Source organism: Streptomyces sp. NPDC049577 (assembly GCF_040675635.1).
Classification (GTDB): Bacteria; Actinomycetota; Actinomycetes; order Streptomycetales; family Streptomycetaceae; genus Streptomyces.
This window is the reverse complement of sequence record NZ_JBFAPH010000131.1, coordinates 1-16,750: the sequence shown is the minus strand read 5'-3', so window position 1 is coordinate 16,750 and position 16,750 is coordinate 1. Positions and strand designations below refer to the sequence as shown.

Genomic DNA, 16,750 nt, shown 5'->3' with positions numbered 1-16,750 from the left:
GCTACGACGCCCTCGCGGACACCCGGGCCCTGCTGGAGCAGGCCGGCGTCCGGGCCGTGGGCGCCGGGCCGGACGCCGAGGCGGCGCGGGAGTTCGCCGTCCTGCGGGCGGGCGGCGTCCGGCTCGCCGTCGTCGGCGTCACCGACCACCCGGACGACTTCGCCGCGGGCCCCGGCCGCCCCGGAGTGGCCCTGGCCGAACTGCGCAACGGCGTGCCCGACTGGCTGACCGCCCTGGTGGCGCGGGCGGCCGACGCGGCCGACGCGGTGCTGGTCACCCCGCACTGGGGCCCGAACATGACCGCCCGCCCGCCGGCCTACGTGCGCCGGGCGGCCGAGGAGCTGCTCGCGGCCGGGGCCACCTGGATCGCCGGGCACTCCGCACACGTCTTCCACGGCGTCGCGGACCGCGTCGCCTACGACATGGGTGACTTCGTCGACGACTATGCGATCGACCCCGAGCTCCGCAACGACCTCGGGCTGCTCTTCCTGGTCACCCTGTCCGGTCCGGACCCGGCGCACTGCCGGCCCGTGCGGCTGGAGGCCCTGCCGCTGCACCTCGACTACTGCCGCACCGTGCCCGCCCGGGGCGCGGAGCGCGAGTGGATCCGCCACCGCTTCTCCCACGCCTGCGCGGGCCTGGGCACGTCCGTCACCGAGCACGGGGGCCGACTGCGCGTGGAGTGGGGTTGACGCTGCGTGACCGGCCGGGGGTTTGATCGTTAGCCCGGCGGGCGGCCCGAGGTCCGGCGCGCCGCGCGTGTAGTTTTTGTCGTACGGCCGCGCGGGGGACACCTGTGCGGCATGTACTTGTCACCTACCTGCGTACGGCCGCCCCGGTGCCGCCCTACCGAACCGAAGGACGCCCCACCCATGCCCTACGTGCGCCACTGGTTGCGCAACTCGATCCTGCTGTTCGCGGCCGCGATCGCGCTCGGAATGCTCGCCGTGCACATGTCGTGGGTCCAGCCGCACGATCTGGAGCTGGACCGCACGATCCAGACCCATACGCGCACCGGCTGGCTGAACACCGCCATGAAGCTCGTGAGCTACTGCGCCTCCCCGGTCGCGGGCGTGCTGATCCTCGCGGTGTGGAGCGGCTGGCTGCTGTTCGTACGGCGCAGGCCGGTGACCGCGCTGTCCACCTTCCTCGTGGTGGCCGTCGGGTGGAACAGCACCCAGATCGCGAAGGCCATCGTGGCCCGTCCCCGGCCGCCACGGCAGTTCTCGCTCGACCCCGAGATCGGCTCCAACAGCTTCCCCAGCGGCCACACCGCGTTCACCGTCGCCGCCGCCGTCGCCGCGTACTTCCTCTTCCGCAACTCCCGGCACCGCGGCACCGTCGCCGTCTGCGGTGTCCTCGCGGTGCTGCTCGTCGCCTTCTCGCGCATGTACATCGGCGCCCACTACCCGACGGACACCTTCGGCTCGGTCCTGATCGCCTCGTCCGCGATCCTCTTCGTCACCGGTGTGTGGCACGCGTGGCTGCTGCCGCGCCTGGACCGGATCCCGCTGCTGTACCGCTTCGGCCTGGAGCGCGAGCTCGCCGAGATGGAGGCCGGGCAGGGCCGGCCCGCCGGCACCCCCGTCCCCGCCCCGGGGCGCGGCGGCAGGCACCGCAGGCACGCGGCCCGCTGACGACGACCCGCACGACCCGCACCGCGCTCCGGCACTCCGGCCGGCTCCGGCCCCCGCCCCAGGGGGACGGGGCCGGCCGTTCGCGTACGGACCTTCCGAATTGCCGCCCCGCGCCCTACCGTGTCGGCCCCGTCGTGGCGACCGGAGGTGCCATGGATCTCCAGTACACCCCGCAGCAGCAGCGGTTCCGCGCCGAGCTGCGGGACTACTTCGCCGAGCTCGTGCCCGACAATGCCTACGCCCGGCACGCCGATCCCGCCGAACGCAAGCGCTTCTACCGCGCCACCATCCGCCGCCTCGGACGCGACGGCCGCCTCGGTGTGGGCTGGCCCGAGGAGTACGGCGGCAGCGGCAGGACGCCCATGGAGCAGTTCATCTTCTTCGACGAGGCCGCCCAGGCCGGTGTCCCGCTGCCGCTCATGGCCCTCAACACCGTCGGGCCCACGCTCATGCAGTTCGGCACCGAGGAGCAGAAGGCGTACTTCCTGCCCCGCATCCTCTCCGGGGAACTCGACTTCGCCATCGGCTACAGCGAGCCCGGCGCCGGCACCGACCTCGCCTCCCTCACCACACGCGCGGTCCGTGACGGCGACGAGTACGTCGTCGACGGGCAGAAGATCTGGACCACCAACGGCGACACCGCCGACTGGGTCTGGCTCGCGGTGCGCACCCGCCCGATCGAGCCGGGCGTGCCGCCGCACCGGGGCATCACCATCCTCCTGGTGCCGACGAGCGACCCGGGCTACTCCTGCACCCTCATCAACACCATCGCCTCCCACGACACGACCGCGAGCCACTACGACGGCATCCGCGTCCCGGTCACCCGCCGCGTCGGCGAGGAGAACCAGGGCTGGCGGCTGATCACCACCCAGCTCAATCACGAACGCGTCACCCTCGCCGCCCACGGCGCCACCGCCGTCCGGGCGCTGCGCGACGTCCGCCACTGGGCCGCCGCCACCAAGCTGGCCGACGGCCGCCGCGTGATCGACCTCGGCTGGGTCCGCGGCCGCCTCGCCCGCACGCACGTCCGGCTGGACGCCATGAAGCTGCTGAACTGGCAGATGGTGGACGCGCTCCAGCGGGGCGTCCTCACCCCGCAGGACGCCTCCGCCGTCAAGGTCTACGGCTCCGAGGCGCGCCGCGACGCCTGCGCCTGGCTGATGGAGGTCCTCGGCGCGGCCGGCCCCCTCAAGGAGGGCTCGGCGGGGGCCGTGCTCCACGGCGAGCTGGAACGCGGCTACCGCAGCGCCGTGATCTTCACCTTCGGCGGAGGCAACAACGAGATCCAGCGAGAGATCATCTCCTGGATAGGCCTGGGCATGCCCCGGGTACGAAGGTGATCGGGCCGCGCCCCGGTCTCAGCCCTTCCGGCGGGGCTTGCCGCGCCCGGCGCCGCCCTTGCCGCCCTTGGGGGCACCGGAGGCGCCGCGCGGGGCCTTGCCCCCCGCCCTGCCGCCCGTCCTGCCCGTCGCCCTGCCGCCGGTCTTGCCGGCCGTCCGGCCCGCTGCGGGCTTTTGCCGCGTACCGCCGGTGTCCGGACGCTTCTCCTTCGGCTGCTCCGGCGCGGCCGCGGGGCGACGCCCCCGGGAGCTGTTGACCGTCCGGCCGCGCACGATGCCGATGAAGTCCTCCACCATGTCGGTGGTCTCCTCCGCCGGCCACGACAGGGCGACCCGCGACTGCGGCACGCCCGTGAGCGGGCGGTACGTGAGGTCCCGGCGGTGGTGCAGGCGGGCCAGCGACTGCGGCACGACGAGCACTCCCACGCCCGCCGCCACCAGCTCGATGGCGTCGGCCGTCGTGGCGGGGCGCTCGATGGCCGGCCGCCCGGGCGGCTGCTCCCAGTCGAGGGTGTCGTCGAGGGGATGGAAGACGATCTCGTCGGCCAGCTCCTCGGCGGACACCTCCTCCACGGCCGCCACGATGTGGTCCTTCGGGACCACGACCACCGTCGTCTCGGTGTACAGCGGGATCGCGCTGAGATCCGTCCCGTCGACGGGCAGCCGCAGGAAGCCCGCGTCGGCCTCGCCGCGGCGCAGCACGCCGGGCGCCTCGGCGGCGGACACCGCCACGAGCTCCAGCGGGATGCCGGGCAGCCGCTCCTGCCAGATCCGCACCCATTTGGCGGGTGTCACGCCCGGGACGTAGGCGAGCCGAAACGAACGGGGTGCTTCCGAGCCTGTCACCCGGCCAGATTACCGGGCGTGGTCAGAGGTAGCGCACACGCTCGATATCCTGGGGCCATGACGTCGCACAAGAGCACCCAGACCATGAAGCCCGCCACCGCGGCGAAGAAGCTGGGTGTGTACCTCGAGGCCACCCCCGCAGAGTTCCAGGAGGGTGTCGTCTCCCGCGACGAACTGGCCGCCCTGCAGGCCGACCCGCCCGAGTGGCTGCGCGAGCTGCGCCGCAACGGCCCGCACCCCCGTCCGGTGGTCGCGGCGAAGCTGGGCGTGTCCATCTCCGGCCTGGCGCGCGGCGGGATCACCGAGCCCCTCACCACCGAGCAGATCGACGCTCTGAAGCAGGAGTCGCCCGAGTGGCTCCGGAAGGAGCGCGCCACCCAGGCCGAGGTGCGCAAGGAAGCCGTGCGCATCAAGGAGAAGAACACCGAGAACACCGGGAACGCAGCGAAGAAGGCGTAGCGCTCAGCTCCAGGGGAACTCCCAGCTCCGGTACCGCACCTCGCCCGGCGGCGGGAGCGGGGCCCCGGTGAACAGGTACGGCTCGCGGCAGCGCCAGTGCCAGGGCTCGGACGGTCTGCCGTCGGGCTCGACGCCGTAGTACTCGGCGCGGTAGCACTCCTCCAGCCGGCCGGCCCGGGCCAGCACTCCCTTGAGGTACCACACGTGCCGGTCCTTGCGGCCGCCCGGGCCGCCGGGGCTGCGCAGCAGGCTCTGGAGGAGCGTGACGGCGTCCTCGCTCCTCCCGGCCGCCTCCAGCAGCCGCACGGCGTCCGGCCACGGAAGGGCGAGGATGTCGGCGACGGGCACGGCGTCGGGGTCGGCGAACAGGCTGAGGGTCAGCAGATCGGTCACGGTGAGGTCCGGCAGGTCCGCCGCCTCTTCCCGTCGGCCCAGCCGGGCCAGCAGCAGGCCGAACGCGAAGCTCTCGGCGCGCATCACCTCGTCGGGGTCGGCATGCTCGTAGCGGCTGTCACCACTGTTCAGCGCCCGCGCGGCGGCCCACATCCGGTGACGGTGGAGGGCGACCGCCTCGCCCTCCTGCCCCCGGCTCGCCCACAGCAGGCCCAGCCGGAGCAGGGGCAGGCGCTCCGGCCGGGGCCGGTAGGGCACCGTGAGCGGGCCGTCGGCCGCGGCCCGCAGCAGGGTGATCAGATCGTCGTGGAGGGCGGCCTCCTCCAGGGCGTCGGCCACGCGCGTCACCATCGTCAGGATCCCGGCGCGCCGTTCGCAGCCGGATTCCAGGGCCCGCAGCAGCAGGTCCGCGGCCTCCCGCACCCGGCCGTGGTCGATCAGGAGGTCCATCGTCTCCGGCTGGACGACCCCTGCCGGGTGGTCCGTCTCGCGCAGGCAGTCCAGGGCCTCGTCGATCCGCCCGTCCTCCAGGAGGAGTTCGCCGAGGTTGCCCCGGTCCCAGGACCTGTCCCCGGCGTCCACCACCGACCGCATCCACCGGGCGGCGTCGCCGGGGCGGCCCGCCCGGAGCAGGACGAGGGGCGGGCTCTGGAGGGTCCAGGCCGAGCGCACGGGCAGGTTGCCAGTGGTGGGGATGCGCAGCCCCTGGGCCGCCTCGGGCGGGAAGACGGCGGCGGCCTCGTCGATCGCGCCGACCGCCTCCAGCCGGCGGGCCAGGTCGCACCGGGCGCGGTGCGCGCCCTCGAAGAAGCGGCGCAGGTAGGGGTTGTCCTCGTCGCCGGGTTCCATGAACCTTCGCAGCGGCGCCTCCCGCATCCTCAGCTCGCGGCGGGTCCAGCGCAGGGCCCGCCCCCACCGGCCGGCCAGCTCCGCCCTGCGGGCGCACTCGGCCGCCGCGTCCGGCTGTCTGCCGAGCGTCGCCTGGTACGAGGGACGCAGGGCAACGGCGTGGTCCGCCAGCAGCATCAGCGACAGCAGCGCGACGAAGCCCAGCATGGCGGGAATCGTGGAGAACCGCGTCCAGACGGGCACGGTCAGGCTCATCAGCAGGGTCAGCACCGGGATCGGCTCCAGCCGCGCCGGCCGCCATGGAGGCCGCCGGTACGGCAGCGGGCGGTCTCCGTACGCCGCCGTGATCTTTTCCTCCGCGTACGCGTTCAGGGTGATCCGCCCGTAGTCGGACCACAGGATCGCCGCCACCCGCGTGTGGCCCCGGATATAGGCGGCCAGGGCGGCCGGCCAGCGGTCGGTGCCCTTGACGTGCCGGTCGATCACCGCCCAGACCTCCGGGCGCAGCGGACCGGGCCGCAGGTCGGTGGCGTGCTGCCCGAGGTAGTCGGCCAGCAGGAAGGTGTCGTCGTCACCCGGGACGGGCAGCAGCAGCGGCACGGGTGAGGCACTCGCCAGTTCGGTGAGCAGGTCGGCGATCCCGGGATCCGGCCGGGCACCGTCACCCGGGGACGCCAGTTCGGCGAGCATCGCCCGCGTCACGAACAGGGTGTCGACGACGGCGAAGTCGAGCGCCGCGTCGATCACCCGCCGGGCCTCCGGCCGCGCTCCCCGGTAGCGGTCGAGGAGCCGGAAGGCGCCGCCCAGGTACTGGGCGATCTCCCCGCCCCTGCCCTTGGCCGCCACCGCTTCGCGGAGGGCCGTGCCGTGCCGGAGGGCCGGCTCCCACTGCTCCGCGGAGACCGCGTCGAAGTTCTCGGCGACGCGCAGGTGCCCGTAGCGCAGCAGGAGGCCGGACGACCGGGAGAAGAGCTGCTGTTCGCCTCCCGCCAGCAGCTCCCAGTGCTGGTCCCACATGCTGACCACGACGAACAGCGGGCCGCCCGTCGTGCGCAGCAACCGTTCCAGGGCGGCGACGGCCTCGGGCGAGCCGTTGGTGGTGAAGAACCAGCCGGCGTGGTCGAGCCAGATCACCGTGCGCGGTCCGATCCGTCCTGCGGCCTCGTCCGCGCACAGCGTCCGCGGGTCGCCGGGCGCGTAGACCCGCCAGCCGGCGGGGACCTCGGCGCGCAGGGCCTCGTAGGCGGCCCGGGTCTTGCCCGTCATGGAACCGGCCACCAGCACGATGAGGTCGGGCGGCCCGCAGACCGCGGCGCGCACGCGGCGGCGCAGCTCGGTGTCGTGCGGCCGGTGGAGATAGGCCGGCAGGGGAGCGGGGCCGTCCACGGCCGCCCTGCCGACGACGCACGCGTGCACGTGCAGGTCCTTCACCGGATCCAGCTCGGCGAGCGGACTGCCCACCCGTCCCGCGTCGTCGTCCGGCCCGTCCGGCAGCCGCTGGTAGGCGAGCCCCTCCGGCGCCCCCAGCGCCGCGAGCATCGCCGCTCGCGCGCCGGCGGCGAGCAGTTCGACGGCGGAGACCGGGGTGAAGGTCAGGGACCGGCCACCGGCGGCCGCGTTGTGGGCGCTGACGACGCCGAGGAGGACGGGCCGGCCGGCCGCGACCCCGGCGAGCACGGCCGCCCCGGACATCCCGGACCACGGCGAGGGCCGGGGCCCGCCGTCCAGGTCGCCCTGCGGGATGGGCGGGGCCGGATCCCGGTCGCCGACGAGGGTCAGCGTGCCGGGCCCGAGCCCGTCGCCGTGCGCGACCAGCCCCTCGGCCGTGGGTACTCTGCCCCGCACCTGCGCCGAGCGGATCTCCGGTCCGTTCCTGCGCCACTGGGGGAAGCCCACCGCCGCACAGTCCGCGACCCACGCGACCCCGGAGGTGTCGACCCGGCCCAGGGGCAGGGGTTCGACCCGGGTGACCGGCGTGGCGAGCAGCAGCACGGCGAGATCGACCTCCGGGCTCCCCGAGCGCACCACGCGCCGCACGGGGACGAGGCGCCCGAGCGCCTCCACCTCGTGCCCGCCGCCCACGGCGACGTGGTCGGCGGTCAGGACCCGGTCGCCGGCCAGCAGGAATCCTGACGCCGCCCGCTCCTCGCCGTCGCGCGCCCGGTAGCGGACGAGCACGACCCGGTCGGTCCCCGTCTTCATGCGTGCCCCCGTGCCCGTAGCCCCTCACCCCGTCGGGGTCACCCCAGGGGCTGGTCCGGGACGCCCGGCGTCCCGCGGCTTCCCGAGATCCGCTGGTCGGCCTCCGGCAGCTCGTGCCCGTGCCCGTCGGTGACGACGGGGGTCAGCCGGAGCGTGAGGGTCTGCACGGACTCGCTCTGCCGCGACTTCTCGCCACCCAGGGTCAGCAGGTTCCAGCGGATGCCGGCGGTCCCCTTGCCCACCCGGGTGAGCGCCACCTTCACCGACAACTCCACCGGTTCCACGGTGAACTGCACGGTGCGGCCCATCCCTTGGGCACGGGCCCGTTCCAGACTGCCGCGCAACGCCTCGATGGCCTCCGACAGCTCCACGCGCCCGGCCGGGTCGTCCTCGCTCGGCATCGTTGCCCCCCGTCGCTCGATCCCCCCAGGGTAGGGCAGCGGCCGTGCCCGGTCACGGCCTTACAAGGCATCCTGGGTGGCCGCCATACTGAGGGCACCGGGGGAGGCACGAACGCGACGGGGGCGGCGGAACGGCATGGCGGACACCAGGCTGATCCAGGGCCGGTACCTGCTGCTCGACCTGATCGGGCGGGGCGGGATGGGCGAGGTGTGGCGAGCCCGCGACGAGTCGCTGGGCCGGCACGTGGCCGTGAAGTGCCTCAAACCGCTGGGGCCCCGGCGCGAACCCTCCTACCTGCGGGTGCTGCGCGAACGGTTCCGTCGCGAGGCGCGCGTCGCGGCCGCCCTCCAGCACCGCGGGATCACCGTCGTGCACGACTTCGGCGAGGACGAGGGCGTGCTCTACCTCGTCATGGAACTGCTCGACGGACGGGACCTGAGCCGGCTGCTGGAGGACAACAAGCACCACCCGCTGCCCGTGCCCGAGGTGCTGGAGATCGCCGAACAGGTCGGCGCGGCCCTCGCCTACACCCACCGGCAGGGCATCGTGCACCGGGACCTCAAGCCCGCCAACATCGTCCGGGTCGCCGACGGCACCGTGAAGATCTGCGACTTCGGGATCGCCCGCCTCGGCCACGACATCGGCTTCAGCAGCCGGCTGACCGGCACGGGCATCGCCATGGGCACCCCGCACTACATGTCGCCCGAGCAGATCGGCGCGGGTCAGGTCGACCACCGCAGCGACCTGTACTCCCTGGGCTGCGTGCTCTACGAGATCGCCACCGGCGCACCGCCCTTCGACATGGACGACGCCTGGGCCGTGCTCGTCGGCCACCGCGACACCGCGCCCCGCCCGCCGCGCGAGCTGCGGCCCGAACTGCCGGAGGCCTTCGAGCGCGTCGTCCTCGACCTGCTCGCCAAGGACCCCGCCGACCGGCCGGGGGACGCCGCCGAGTTCGTGCGCCGCCTCGCCGGGATCCGCCCGCTGCACCCGGCACCGCCCCGGGTGCCGGAGGAGTTCCGCCCGCTGCCGGTACGGGCGTACCTCCCGCTGCCCGACCCGCCCAGGCTGCCCGGCTGGGCGCGGAACATGACCACCGGCTCCAAGGCCGCCGGCCCCGGCCCCTTCCCGGCCACACCCCCGGACCCGGCCGCCGCCCTCACCGGCGAGTGGACCCGGCCCTGGCGCGTGGACCTCGACCGGGACGACGCCCCGGACGACGAGCCGCCCGGCACCGGAGGCCACCTTCCGCCGCCCGACCCCGAGGCCCTGGCCGCACTGGCCGTACGGCACAGCGAGGCGCTGCGCCTGGCCCGCCTCGACCGCTGGGGCGAGGCCGCCGAGACGCTGCGCGAGGTCGTCGCCGAGCGCGAGCGGCTGCTGGGCGCGCCGCACCCCGACACCCTCGCGAGCCGTCACGAACTGGGCGTCGCCCTCAGCCGCCTGGGCCGGCCCGCCGAGGCGCTGCGCGAACTCGGACGCACCCGAGCGGGCCACGAGCGCCGGCTCGGACCCGACCATCCGCACACCCTCGCGGCCCGTCAGGAGAGCGCGTACGTCCTCGGCCGGCTCGGCCGGCACGTCGAGGCCCACCAGGAGTACGTCGCCGTGCTCGCCGCCCGCGAACGCACCATGGGCCCCGACCACTGCGACACCCTCCGCTGCCGCCACAACCTCGCCTACAACCTCGGCCGGCTCGGCCGGTACGAGGAGTCGTACCGCATGGCGCTCGAGGTGGCCGCCGCGCGTGCCCGGCTGCTGGGGCCCGAGCACCCGGAGACCCTCGCCAGCCGCAACGAGGTCGCCTACGCGCTCGGCCAGCTGGGCCGCTGGAGCGAGGCGCTGCACACCTACCGGGAGGTCGCCGCCGCCCGGGCCCGCGTGCTCGGCCCGCTGGACCCCGACGCGCTCGCCGCCCGCTACGAGGCCGGCATCTGCCTCGGCCGGCTCGGCCGCAGCGCCGAGGCCCTGGAGCTGTACCGCGAGCTCGTCGAGGACCGCACCCGCGCGCAGGGCCCGGGCCATCCCGACACCCTGCGCGCCCGGCACGGGCTCGGCGTCAACCTCGGCCGGCTCGGCCGCTGGGAGGAGGCCCTGGCCGAGGCCCGCGACGTGTGCGCCATCCGGGCCCGGGTGCTCGGCGCCGACCACCCCGACACGCTCGTCAGCCGCCGCGAGGTCGCGGTCGGGCTGGGCTGGCTCGGCCGGTGGACCGACGCCCTCGCCGTCTACCGCGACGTCGCCCAGGCCCGCCAGCGCGTCCTGGGAGCCGACCATCCCGACGCGCTGGCCAGCCGCAACGACGAGGCCCAGTGCCTGGACCAGCTCGGCCGCTCCGCCGAGGCCGTCGAGCTCTACCGGCAGGTCGCCGCCCTGCGCCAGGTCCGGGCCACCCGCGGCCAGCGCCAGTACCACTGAACCGTGGCCACCTGGAACTGACGACTAGTCAGGAAAATCGGTTCCGTGCCTTCCCCCGTACGCCGCGCTGCGGCATCCTGCCGCCCATGCGGACCGAGCTGAGCCGGCGGCTGGGCATCGAGCACTCCCTCTTCGGCTTCACGCCCTTCCCCGCCGTGGCCGCGGCCATCAGCCGGGCCGGCGGACTCGGCGTCCTGGGCGCCGTACGCTACGCCGCCCCCGGCGACCTCGCCCGCGACCTCGACTGGATGGAGGCACACACCGACGGCCGGCCGTACGGCCTCGACGTCGTCATGCCCGCCCGCAGCGCCGGGGGCGCCGGCGAGGCCGATGTCGAGGCGATGATCCCCGACGGGCACCGCCGGTTCGTCGAGGAGACCCTGGCCCGGCACGGCGTCCCCCCACTCGCGGCCGGCGAGCGCTCCGGATGGCGCATCACCGGCTGGATGGAGAACGTCGCCCGCGGCCAGCTCGACGTCGCCTTCGACTACCCCCTCGCCCTGATCGCCAACGCCCTCGGCCCACCGCCCGCCGATGTCGTCGACCGAGCCCACGCCCGGGGCGTCCCCGTCGCCGCGCTGGCCGGCAGCGCCCGGCACGCGCTCCGCCACAAGAACGCTGGCGTCGACATCGTCGTCGCCCAGGGCTACGAGGCGGGCGGCCACACCGGCGAGATCGCCACCATGGTGCTCACCCCGGAGGTCGTCCGCGCCGTCGACCCGCTGCCCGTCCTCGCGGCCGGCGGCATCGGCAGCGGCGAGCAGATCGCCGCCGCGCTCGCCCTCGGCGCCCAAGGGGTCTGGCTGGGCTCGATCTGGCTCACCACCGAGGAGGCCGCCCTGCCCTCACGCGCCCTCACCGGCAGGCTCCTCGCCGCCGGCTCGGGGGACACCGTGCGCTCCCGCGCCCTCACCGGCAAACCCGCCCGACAACTGCGCACCGCCTGGACCGACGCCTGGGACGACCCCACCGGCCCCGGCCCCCTTCCCATGCCGCTCCAGGGCCTGCTGGTCGCCGAGGCCCTCACCCGCATCCAGAAGCACGAGACGATCCCCCTGCTGGGCACCCCGGTGGGCCAGATCGTCGGCAGCATGAACACCGTCCGCGGCGTCCAGGCCGTGGTCGACGACCTGACACGGGGCTTCGAACGGGCGGTACAGCGCCTGAGCGGGCTCACGGCCGGTTGCGGGCAGTCGCGCCGCAGGGCGACGGGGGTGCCCCCGTGCCGTCCGGGCGACGGGGAAGGGTGGGCACAACCCGGCCCCGGGCCCGCACCCGAACCCCCGCCCTCTGGAGCCGCACCATGACGGACACCTCGAACGGATTCTGGGCCCAGGCCACGGCCGACCCCGACCGCACGGTCCTGGTCACCCCCGACGGCGCAGAGCTGACCGCAGGTCAGCTGCACGGCGCGGCCAACCGCCTCACCCACGCCCTCCGGGCGTCCGGCCTCCGTGAGGGCGACGCCTTCGCCACCGTCCTCCCCAACGGCCCCGAGTTCCTCACCGCCCATCTCGCCGCCACCCAGGCCGGTTTCTATCTGGTCCCCGTCAATCACCATCTGCTCGCCCCGGAGATCGCCTGGATCCTCGCCGACTCCGGCGCGAGACTGCTGATCGCCCACGAGCGCTGGGCCGGCACCGTCGCGGCCGCCGCCGACGAGGCGCGCCTGCCGCAGGATGCCCGTTACGCCGTCGGGGAGATCGACGGCTTCCGCCCGTACGCCGGACTGCTCGACGGCCGGCCCGGCACGCCGCCCGACGGCCGCACCCTCGGCTGGGTCATGAACTACACGTCCGGCACCACCGGCCGCCCGCGCGGCGTCCGCCGCCCCCTGCCCGGCATCCCGCCCGAGCAGAGCCATCTCGGCGGCTTCCTCGGCTTCTTCGGCATCAAGCCGTTCGACGGCAACGTCCACCTGGTCTGCTCGCCGCTCTACCACACCGCTGTCCTGCAGTTCGCGGCCGCGTCGCTGCACCTCGGCCACCGGCTCGTGGTGATGGACAAGTGGACGCCCGAGGAGATGCTGCGGCTCATCGACACCCACCGCTGCACCCACACCCACATGGTCCCCACCCAGTTCCGCCGGCTCCTCGCCCTGCCCGAGGAGACCCGTGGGGCGTACGACGTCTCCTCGATGCGCCACGCCGTCCACGGTGCCGCCCCCTGCCCGGACCATGTGAAGCGGGCGATGATCGACTGGTGGGGCGAGTGCGTCGAGGAGTACTACGCGGCCAGCGAGGGCGGCGGCACGTACGCCACCGCCCGGGAGTGGCTGCGCAGGCCCGGCACGGTCGGCCGGCCCTGGCCCATCAGCGAACTCGCCGTCCTGGACGACGACGGCCGGCCGCTGCCCGCCGGCGAGACCGGCACCGTCTACCTGCGGATGACCACCGGGGGCTTCACCTACCACAAGGACGGCGAGAAGACGCGCCGCAACCGCGTCGGGGACTTCTTCACGGTCGGCGACCTCGGTCACCTCGACGAGGACGGCTACCTCTTCCTCCACGACCGCAAGATCGACCTGATCATCTCGGGCGGCGTCAACATCTACCCCGCCGAGGTCGAGTCCGCCCTCCTCGCCCACCCCGCCGTCGCCGACGCCGCCGTCTTCGGCGTGCCGCACGACGACTGGGGCGAGGAGGTCAAGGCCGTCGTCGAGCCCGCCGAGGGCCACGTCCCCGGCCCGGCCCTCGCCGCCGACCTCCTCGCCCACTGCGCCGGCCGGCTCGCCGGCTACAAGCGCCCGCGCTCCGTCGACTTCGTCCCGGACATGCCCCGCGACCCCAACGGCAAGCTGTACAAACGCCATCTGCGGGAGCCGTACTGGCGGGGCCGGGAGGGCAGGCTCGTCTGAGCCCGCCGCCCCGGCCGGGCGATCAGTGCTCGCTCACCCGCACGACCCTCAGCTCCGGCGAGGCGAGGATGTCCTGCTCGCAGAAGCGGCCCCGGACCATGCGTCCGGCCGAGAACAGTTCGGTCTGGTCGCTGGAGTGCGGTGAGGCGGGATTCTGCGACTGGCCGTACGTCAGGAGCGTACGGGCCACCGGGCAGCCCTTCCCGTCGAAGCCCACGGCCTGGATGTAGCTGGAACCGTGCACCACGTCGGTGTACCCGCCGCGCGAGGCGTCCCACGGAGCGACGATCATGTTCCACACGCCCAGTCCGCCGCCGGGGACGGGGATGCGCCTGCCCCCGCGCGTGACGAACTGGTGCTCGCCCCACGGCGCGTCGAGGGCGATGCCCGCCGCGCGCAGCTCGGCGACCGCGTCGGCCAGGGAACGGGCGAAGGCCGGGCTCGCGGTGTTCAGCGTGTTCGGCGTGGTGACGGGCGCGGCGGGATCGAACGGCACCCGCCAGACCCCCGTCTTCCCGTCGGCCGTGAAGGCGCGCCAGAAGCGGTCGAAGAGCAGGGCGCCCCTGCTGCCGGTGGTCAGGGTCCGGTCCCAGCGGGCCAGCACGCGGCAGGCCTGCGACACGTCCACGGTCCTGCCCTTGCCGTCGACGGCCGTGCCGCCCGGCAGCGCGGCACACGCCTTCGCCGCGTCGGCCGCCGCCAGGTCGCCGGCGGGCACGCGGTTGCGGAACTGCTGCTTCTGGAGGTCGTCCACGGTCAGCCCGCCCCTGCGGGCCATGGCGGAGACGTCCTCGATCGCCCCGCGCGTGCGCAGCGAGCGCGGGGTCGCCACATCACCGAAGATACGCGGGTAGCCGGTCAGCGGCCGGTCGGCGTTGGTCAGCCAGGGGCTGTCGTTGGAGTTCTCGGCGTACGGGGCGTCCACCAGCGACGGCATGGCCGAGGGACCGAAGATCCCCGGCTGGGCGGCGTCGGTGTCCGTGCCCAGGGCGCAGTTCCCGCGCGAGCCGTCCAGGATGGCCAGGCCCTCGGCGGCGAAGGTCTTTTGCCCCACCGGGGTCGAACAGCGCCGCGCGAGCTCGTCGGTGACGCGCGGCAGGACCTGCGCCTGTGTGTAGAGGCTGTGCCCGCCCGCGTCCGCGGCGACCGTGTTGACCCAGGGCAGGCCCTGGGCACGCGCCAGGGCGCCCCGGGCCTCCCGCACCGAGCGGGCCTTGCTCAGCCCCAGCGAGGCGTCCATGAACCGGAGGTTGGCGGCGTTCGGGTCGACCAGGACGAACGCCGACGTGCTCGTCCAGGGCAGGGGCAGGTCTTCGCCCAGCCCGTCGACCACCGGGCCGAAGCGCGTCCGCCACTGCGTGCGGCTGACCTTCTCCGGCTTCCCTTCCTTGCCGCGCACCGTCACCGTGACCGTCCGGCCGGTCATCCGCTCGGGCTTGCCGTCCACGAGATAGGTGTACGGGTCCGAGGGGGCCAGCTTCAGCTCGTAGACGGCCATCGTCGTGCCCGTGGAGACGGTGTGGCTCCAGGCCATGGTGCCGTTGTGGCCGATGGAGGTGATCGGGAGGCCGAGCAGGGAGGCCCCGGAGACGTTCAGCTCGCCGGGGATGGTCAGTTGGGACTGCCAGAAGCGGCGGCCGCCCGACCAGGGGTAGTGCGGATTGCCCAGGAGCAGGCCGCGGCCGTCGGCGGTGGCCGGGCCGGCGAAGGCGACCGCGTTGGAACCCATCGCGGCGTTCTCGCGGTTCAGGAACGCGTGGGCGGCGGCCGCCGGGTCCGGCGTCCCCGGGCCGGTCCGGGGCCGTGCCGCGGCGTCCTTCCCGGCCGGCGGGCGGGCGCCGGTGATGCCGTCGGCCGCCAGGCCCTCGCCGCCGAGCATCGCGACGGCGTGGACGCGCCGCGCGACGTCGAGGGCGGTCACCGGGCGGACCCAGTCCTTGCCCCGGCAGGCGGGATCCGTGACGCGGTTCTGCCGCAGCCAGGCGTTGTAGCCGGCGGCCCAGCCGCGCATCAGCTCCTTGGCCTGCCCACCGGGCCCCGCCGGGGCGGGGGTGTCCAGGAGCTTCTCGACGGTCCTCGTTTCGGTCAGACCGCGGAAGAACAGGTCGCTGGAGAGGTTGTTGCTCGCCGAGGACAGCGCGGGATCCGCCGGCGCGTCCGGGCCGAAGGCCAGCGAGCGCTCCCCGCGCAGCGTGACGAAGCCGTTGGCCAGCTCGCAGACGTTGTCGGCGGCCTGCGCCCAGCCCTCGCCGAAGCCCAGGCCGGCGTAGTCCTTGCCCACGATGTGCGGGATCCCGTACTCGGTGTAGCGGATGACGGCCGAGAGACCGCCGCCGGACGCCCGGTACGCACCGTCCGGCGAGGACGCCGGCGAGGCCGCGGCGGGCAGCGCGGACGCGCCGGTCAGCAGCGCGAGACCGGCGACGGCCAGCGCGCGTAAGTGATGACGTCTGTGCACGTCGAACTCCTTTGCAACGCAGGAGAAAGCAGACGCCTGACGTGACGCATCCGGCGCGGCCGGGGTTCAGTCGCGGGGCCCGCGGCCCCGCTCGTCGACGATCCGCTTGAGCTTGCCCACCGAGCGCTCCAGGGTCTCCGGGTCCACGATCTCGACCGCGACCGTCACCCCGATCCCGTCCTTGACCCGCCGGGCGATCTCCCCGACGGCCGCCGCGCGCTGCTCCGGCGTCGCGGCAGGACGGGCCTCGGCGCGCACGGTGAGGTGGTCCATCCGTCCCTCGCGCGTCAGGCGCAGCTGGAAGTGGGGCGCGACGCCGGGGACGGACAGCACGATCTCCTCGATCTGCGCGGGGAAGAGGTTCACCCCCCGCAGGATGATCATGTCGTCGCAGCGGCCGGTGATCTTCTCCATGCGCCGGAAGACGCGGGCGGTGCCGGGCAGCAGCCGGGTCAGATCGCGGGTCCGGTACCGGACGACGGGCAGCGCCTCCTTGGTGAGCGAGGTGAACACGAGCTCGCCGTGCGCGCCCTCGGGCAGCACCTCGCCGGTGACCGGGTCGACGACCTCGGGATAGAAGTGGTCCTCCCAGATGTGCAGCCCGCCCTTGGCGTCCACGCACTCCTGCGCCACGCCCGGGCCCATGACCTCGGACAGGCCGTAGATGTCGACGGCGTCGATCGCGAAGCGCTCCTCGATCTCCCGGCGCATCTCCTCCGTCCACGGCTCGGCGCCGAAGACGCCGACGCGCAGGGAGGTGCCGCGGGGGTCGACGCCCTGCCGTTCGAACTCGTCGAGCAGCGTGAGCATGTAGGTGGGCGTCACCATGATGACGTCCGGGCGGAGGTCCTGGATGAGCCGCACCTGGCGCGCGGTCATGCCGCCCGAG

Annotated in this window: 11 protein-coding genes and 1 pseudogene; 7 read left to right on the top strand and 5 right to left on the bottom strand. The window is 74.5% G+C overall.

The window, feature by feature from the left end:
• The 3 genes from AB0K09_RS16690 to AB0K09_RS16680 form a co-directional block, all read left to right on the top strand.
• The coding region (locus AB0K09_RS16690; protein ID WP_366066104.1) for a CapA family protein at positions 1 to 692 on the top strand (692 nt) is incomplete at its 5' end.
• A gap of 180 nt (positions 693 to 872) precedes the next feature.
• A complete protein-coding gene (locus AB0K09_RS16685; protein WP_366066103.1) occupies positions 873 to 1,637 on the top strand; it encodes a phosphatase PAP2 family protein in 765 nt (254 codons plus the stop codon).
• Positions 1,638 to 1,789: 152 nt separating this feature from the next.
• On the top strand, positions 1,790 to 2,977 hold the full coding sequence (locus AB0K09_RS16680) for an acyl-CoA dehydrogenase family protein (protein ID WP_366066102.1): 1,188 nt from the start codon (positions 1,790 to 1,792) through the stop codon (positions 2,975 to 2,977).
• Between the two features lie 18 nt (positions 2,978 to 2,995).
• On the opposite strand, the gene AB0K09_RS16675 is transcribed toward AB0K09_RS16680, so the two are convergent.
• Positions 2,996 to 3,823 carry a LysR substrate-binding domain-containing protein gene (locus AB0K09_RS16675; protein WP_366066101.1) on the bottom strand — a complete coding sequence of 276 codons (828 nt, stop codon included), beginning with the start codon at positions 3,821 to 3,823 and terminating at the stop codon, positions 2,996 to 2,998.
• A 57-nt stretch (positions 3,824 to 3,880) separates the two neighbouring features.
• On the opposite strand from AB0K09_RS16675, the gene AB0K09_RS16670 reads away from it, so the two are divergent.
• The gene (locus AB0K09_RS16670; protein WP_366066100.1) at positions 3,881 to 4,282 is read left to right on the top strand and encodes a DUF5997 family protein; all 402 of its coding nucleotides are present in this window, start codon (positions 3,881 to 3,883) and stop codon (positions 4,280 to 4,282) included.
• Positions 4,283 to 4,285: 3 nt separating this feature from the next.
• On the opposite strand, the gene AB0K09_RS16665 is transcribed toward AB0K09_RS16670, so the two are convergent.
• Positions 4,286 to 7,726, bottom strand: coding sequence for a hypothetical protein (locus AB0K09_RS16665; protein WP_366066099.1), 3,441 nt, complete (start codon positions 7,724 to 7,726; stop codon positions 4,286 to 4,288).
• A 38-nt stretch (positions 7,727 to 7,764) separates the two neighbouring features.
• Positions 7,765 to 8,127 carry a trypco2 family protein gene (locus AB0K09_RS16660; protein ID WP_366066098.1) on the bottom strand — a complete coding sequence of 121 codons (363 nt, stop codon included), beginning with the start codon at positions 8,125 to 8,127 and terminating at the stop codon, positions 7,765 to 7,767.
• Between the two features lie 136 nt (positions 8,128 to 8,263).
• On the opposite strand from AB0K09_RS16660, the gene AB0K09_RS16655 reads away from it, so the two are divergent.
• The 3 genes and pseudogenes from AB0K09_RS16655 to AB0K09_RS16645 all read left to right on the top strand — a co-directional run bounded on the left by AB0K09_RS16655 (position 8,264) and on the right by AB0K09_RS16645 (position 13,403).
• Positions 8,264 to 10,546, top strand: a complete 2,283-nt coding sequence (locus AB0K09_RS16655; protein ID WP_366066097.1) for a serine/threonine-protein kinase — start codon at positions 8,264 to 8,266, stop codon at positions 10,544 to 10,546.
• A gap of 86 nt (positions 10,547 to 10,632) precedes the next feature.
• Positions 10,633 to 11,721 (top strand): annotated as a pseudogene (locus AB0K09_RS16650) (nitronate monooxygenase); the annotation flags it as partial.
• 128 nt (positions 11,722 to 11,849) lie between these two features.
• Complete coding sequence (locus tag AB0K09_RS16645) at positions 11,850 to 13,403, top strand: acyl-CoA synthetase (RefSeq protein WP_366066096.1); 1,554 nt, start codon at positions 11,850 to 11,852, stop codon at positions 13,401 to 13,403.
• Between the two features lie 22 nt (positions 13,404 to 13,425).
• Here AB0K09_RS16645 and AB0K09_RS16640 read toward each other — a convergent pair whose 3' ends face one another.
• The gene (locus tag AB0K09_RS16640; protein WP_366066095.1) at positions 13,426 to 15,861 is read right to left on the bottom strand and encodes a penicillin acylase family protein; all 2,436 of its coding nucleotides are present in this window, start codon (positions 15,859 to 15,861) and stop codon (positions 13,426 to 13,428) included.
• A gap of 66 nt (positions 15,862 to 15,927) precedes the next feature.
• Positions 15,928 to 16,750 (bottom strand): AMP-binding protein (locus AB0K09_RS16635; RefSeq protein WP_366066094.1); only part of this gene is annotated, 823 nt, incomplete at its 5' end.

Bases quoted from the DNA above. Each gene is read 5' to 3' on its own strand.
- AB0K09_RS16685 (WP_366066103.1), top strand. From the start codon at position 873: ATGCCCTACGTGCGCCACTGGTTGCGCAACTCGATCCTGCTGTTCGCG.
- AB0K09_RS16680 (WP_366066102.1), top strand. From the start codon at position 1,790: ATGGATCTCCAGTACACCCCGCAGCAGCAGCGGTTCCGCGCCGAGCTG.
- AB0K09_RS16670 (WP_366066100.1), top strand. From the start codon at position 3,881: ATGACGTCGCACAAGAGCACCCAGACCATGAAGCCCGCCACCGCGGCG.
- AB0K09_RS16665 (WP_366066099.1), bottom strand. From the start codon at position 7,726: ATGAAGACGGGGACCGACCGGGTCGTGCTCGTCCGCTACCGGGCGCGC.
- AB0K09_RS16660 (WP_366066098.1), bottom strand. From the start codon at position 8,127: ATGCCGAGCGAGGACGACCCGGCCGGGCGCGTGGAGCTGTCGGAGGCC.
- AB0K09_RS16655 (WP_366066097.1), top strand. From the start codon at position 8,264: ATGGCGGACACCAGGCTGATCCAGGGCCGGTACCTGCTGCTCGACCTG.
- AB0K09_RS16645 (WP_366066096.1), top strand. From the start codon at position 11,850: ATGACGGACACCTCGAACGGATTCTGGGCCCAGGCCACGGCCGACCCC.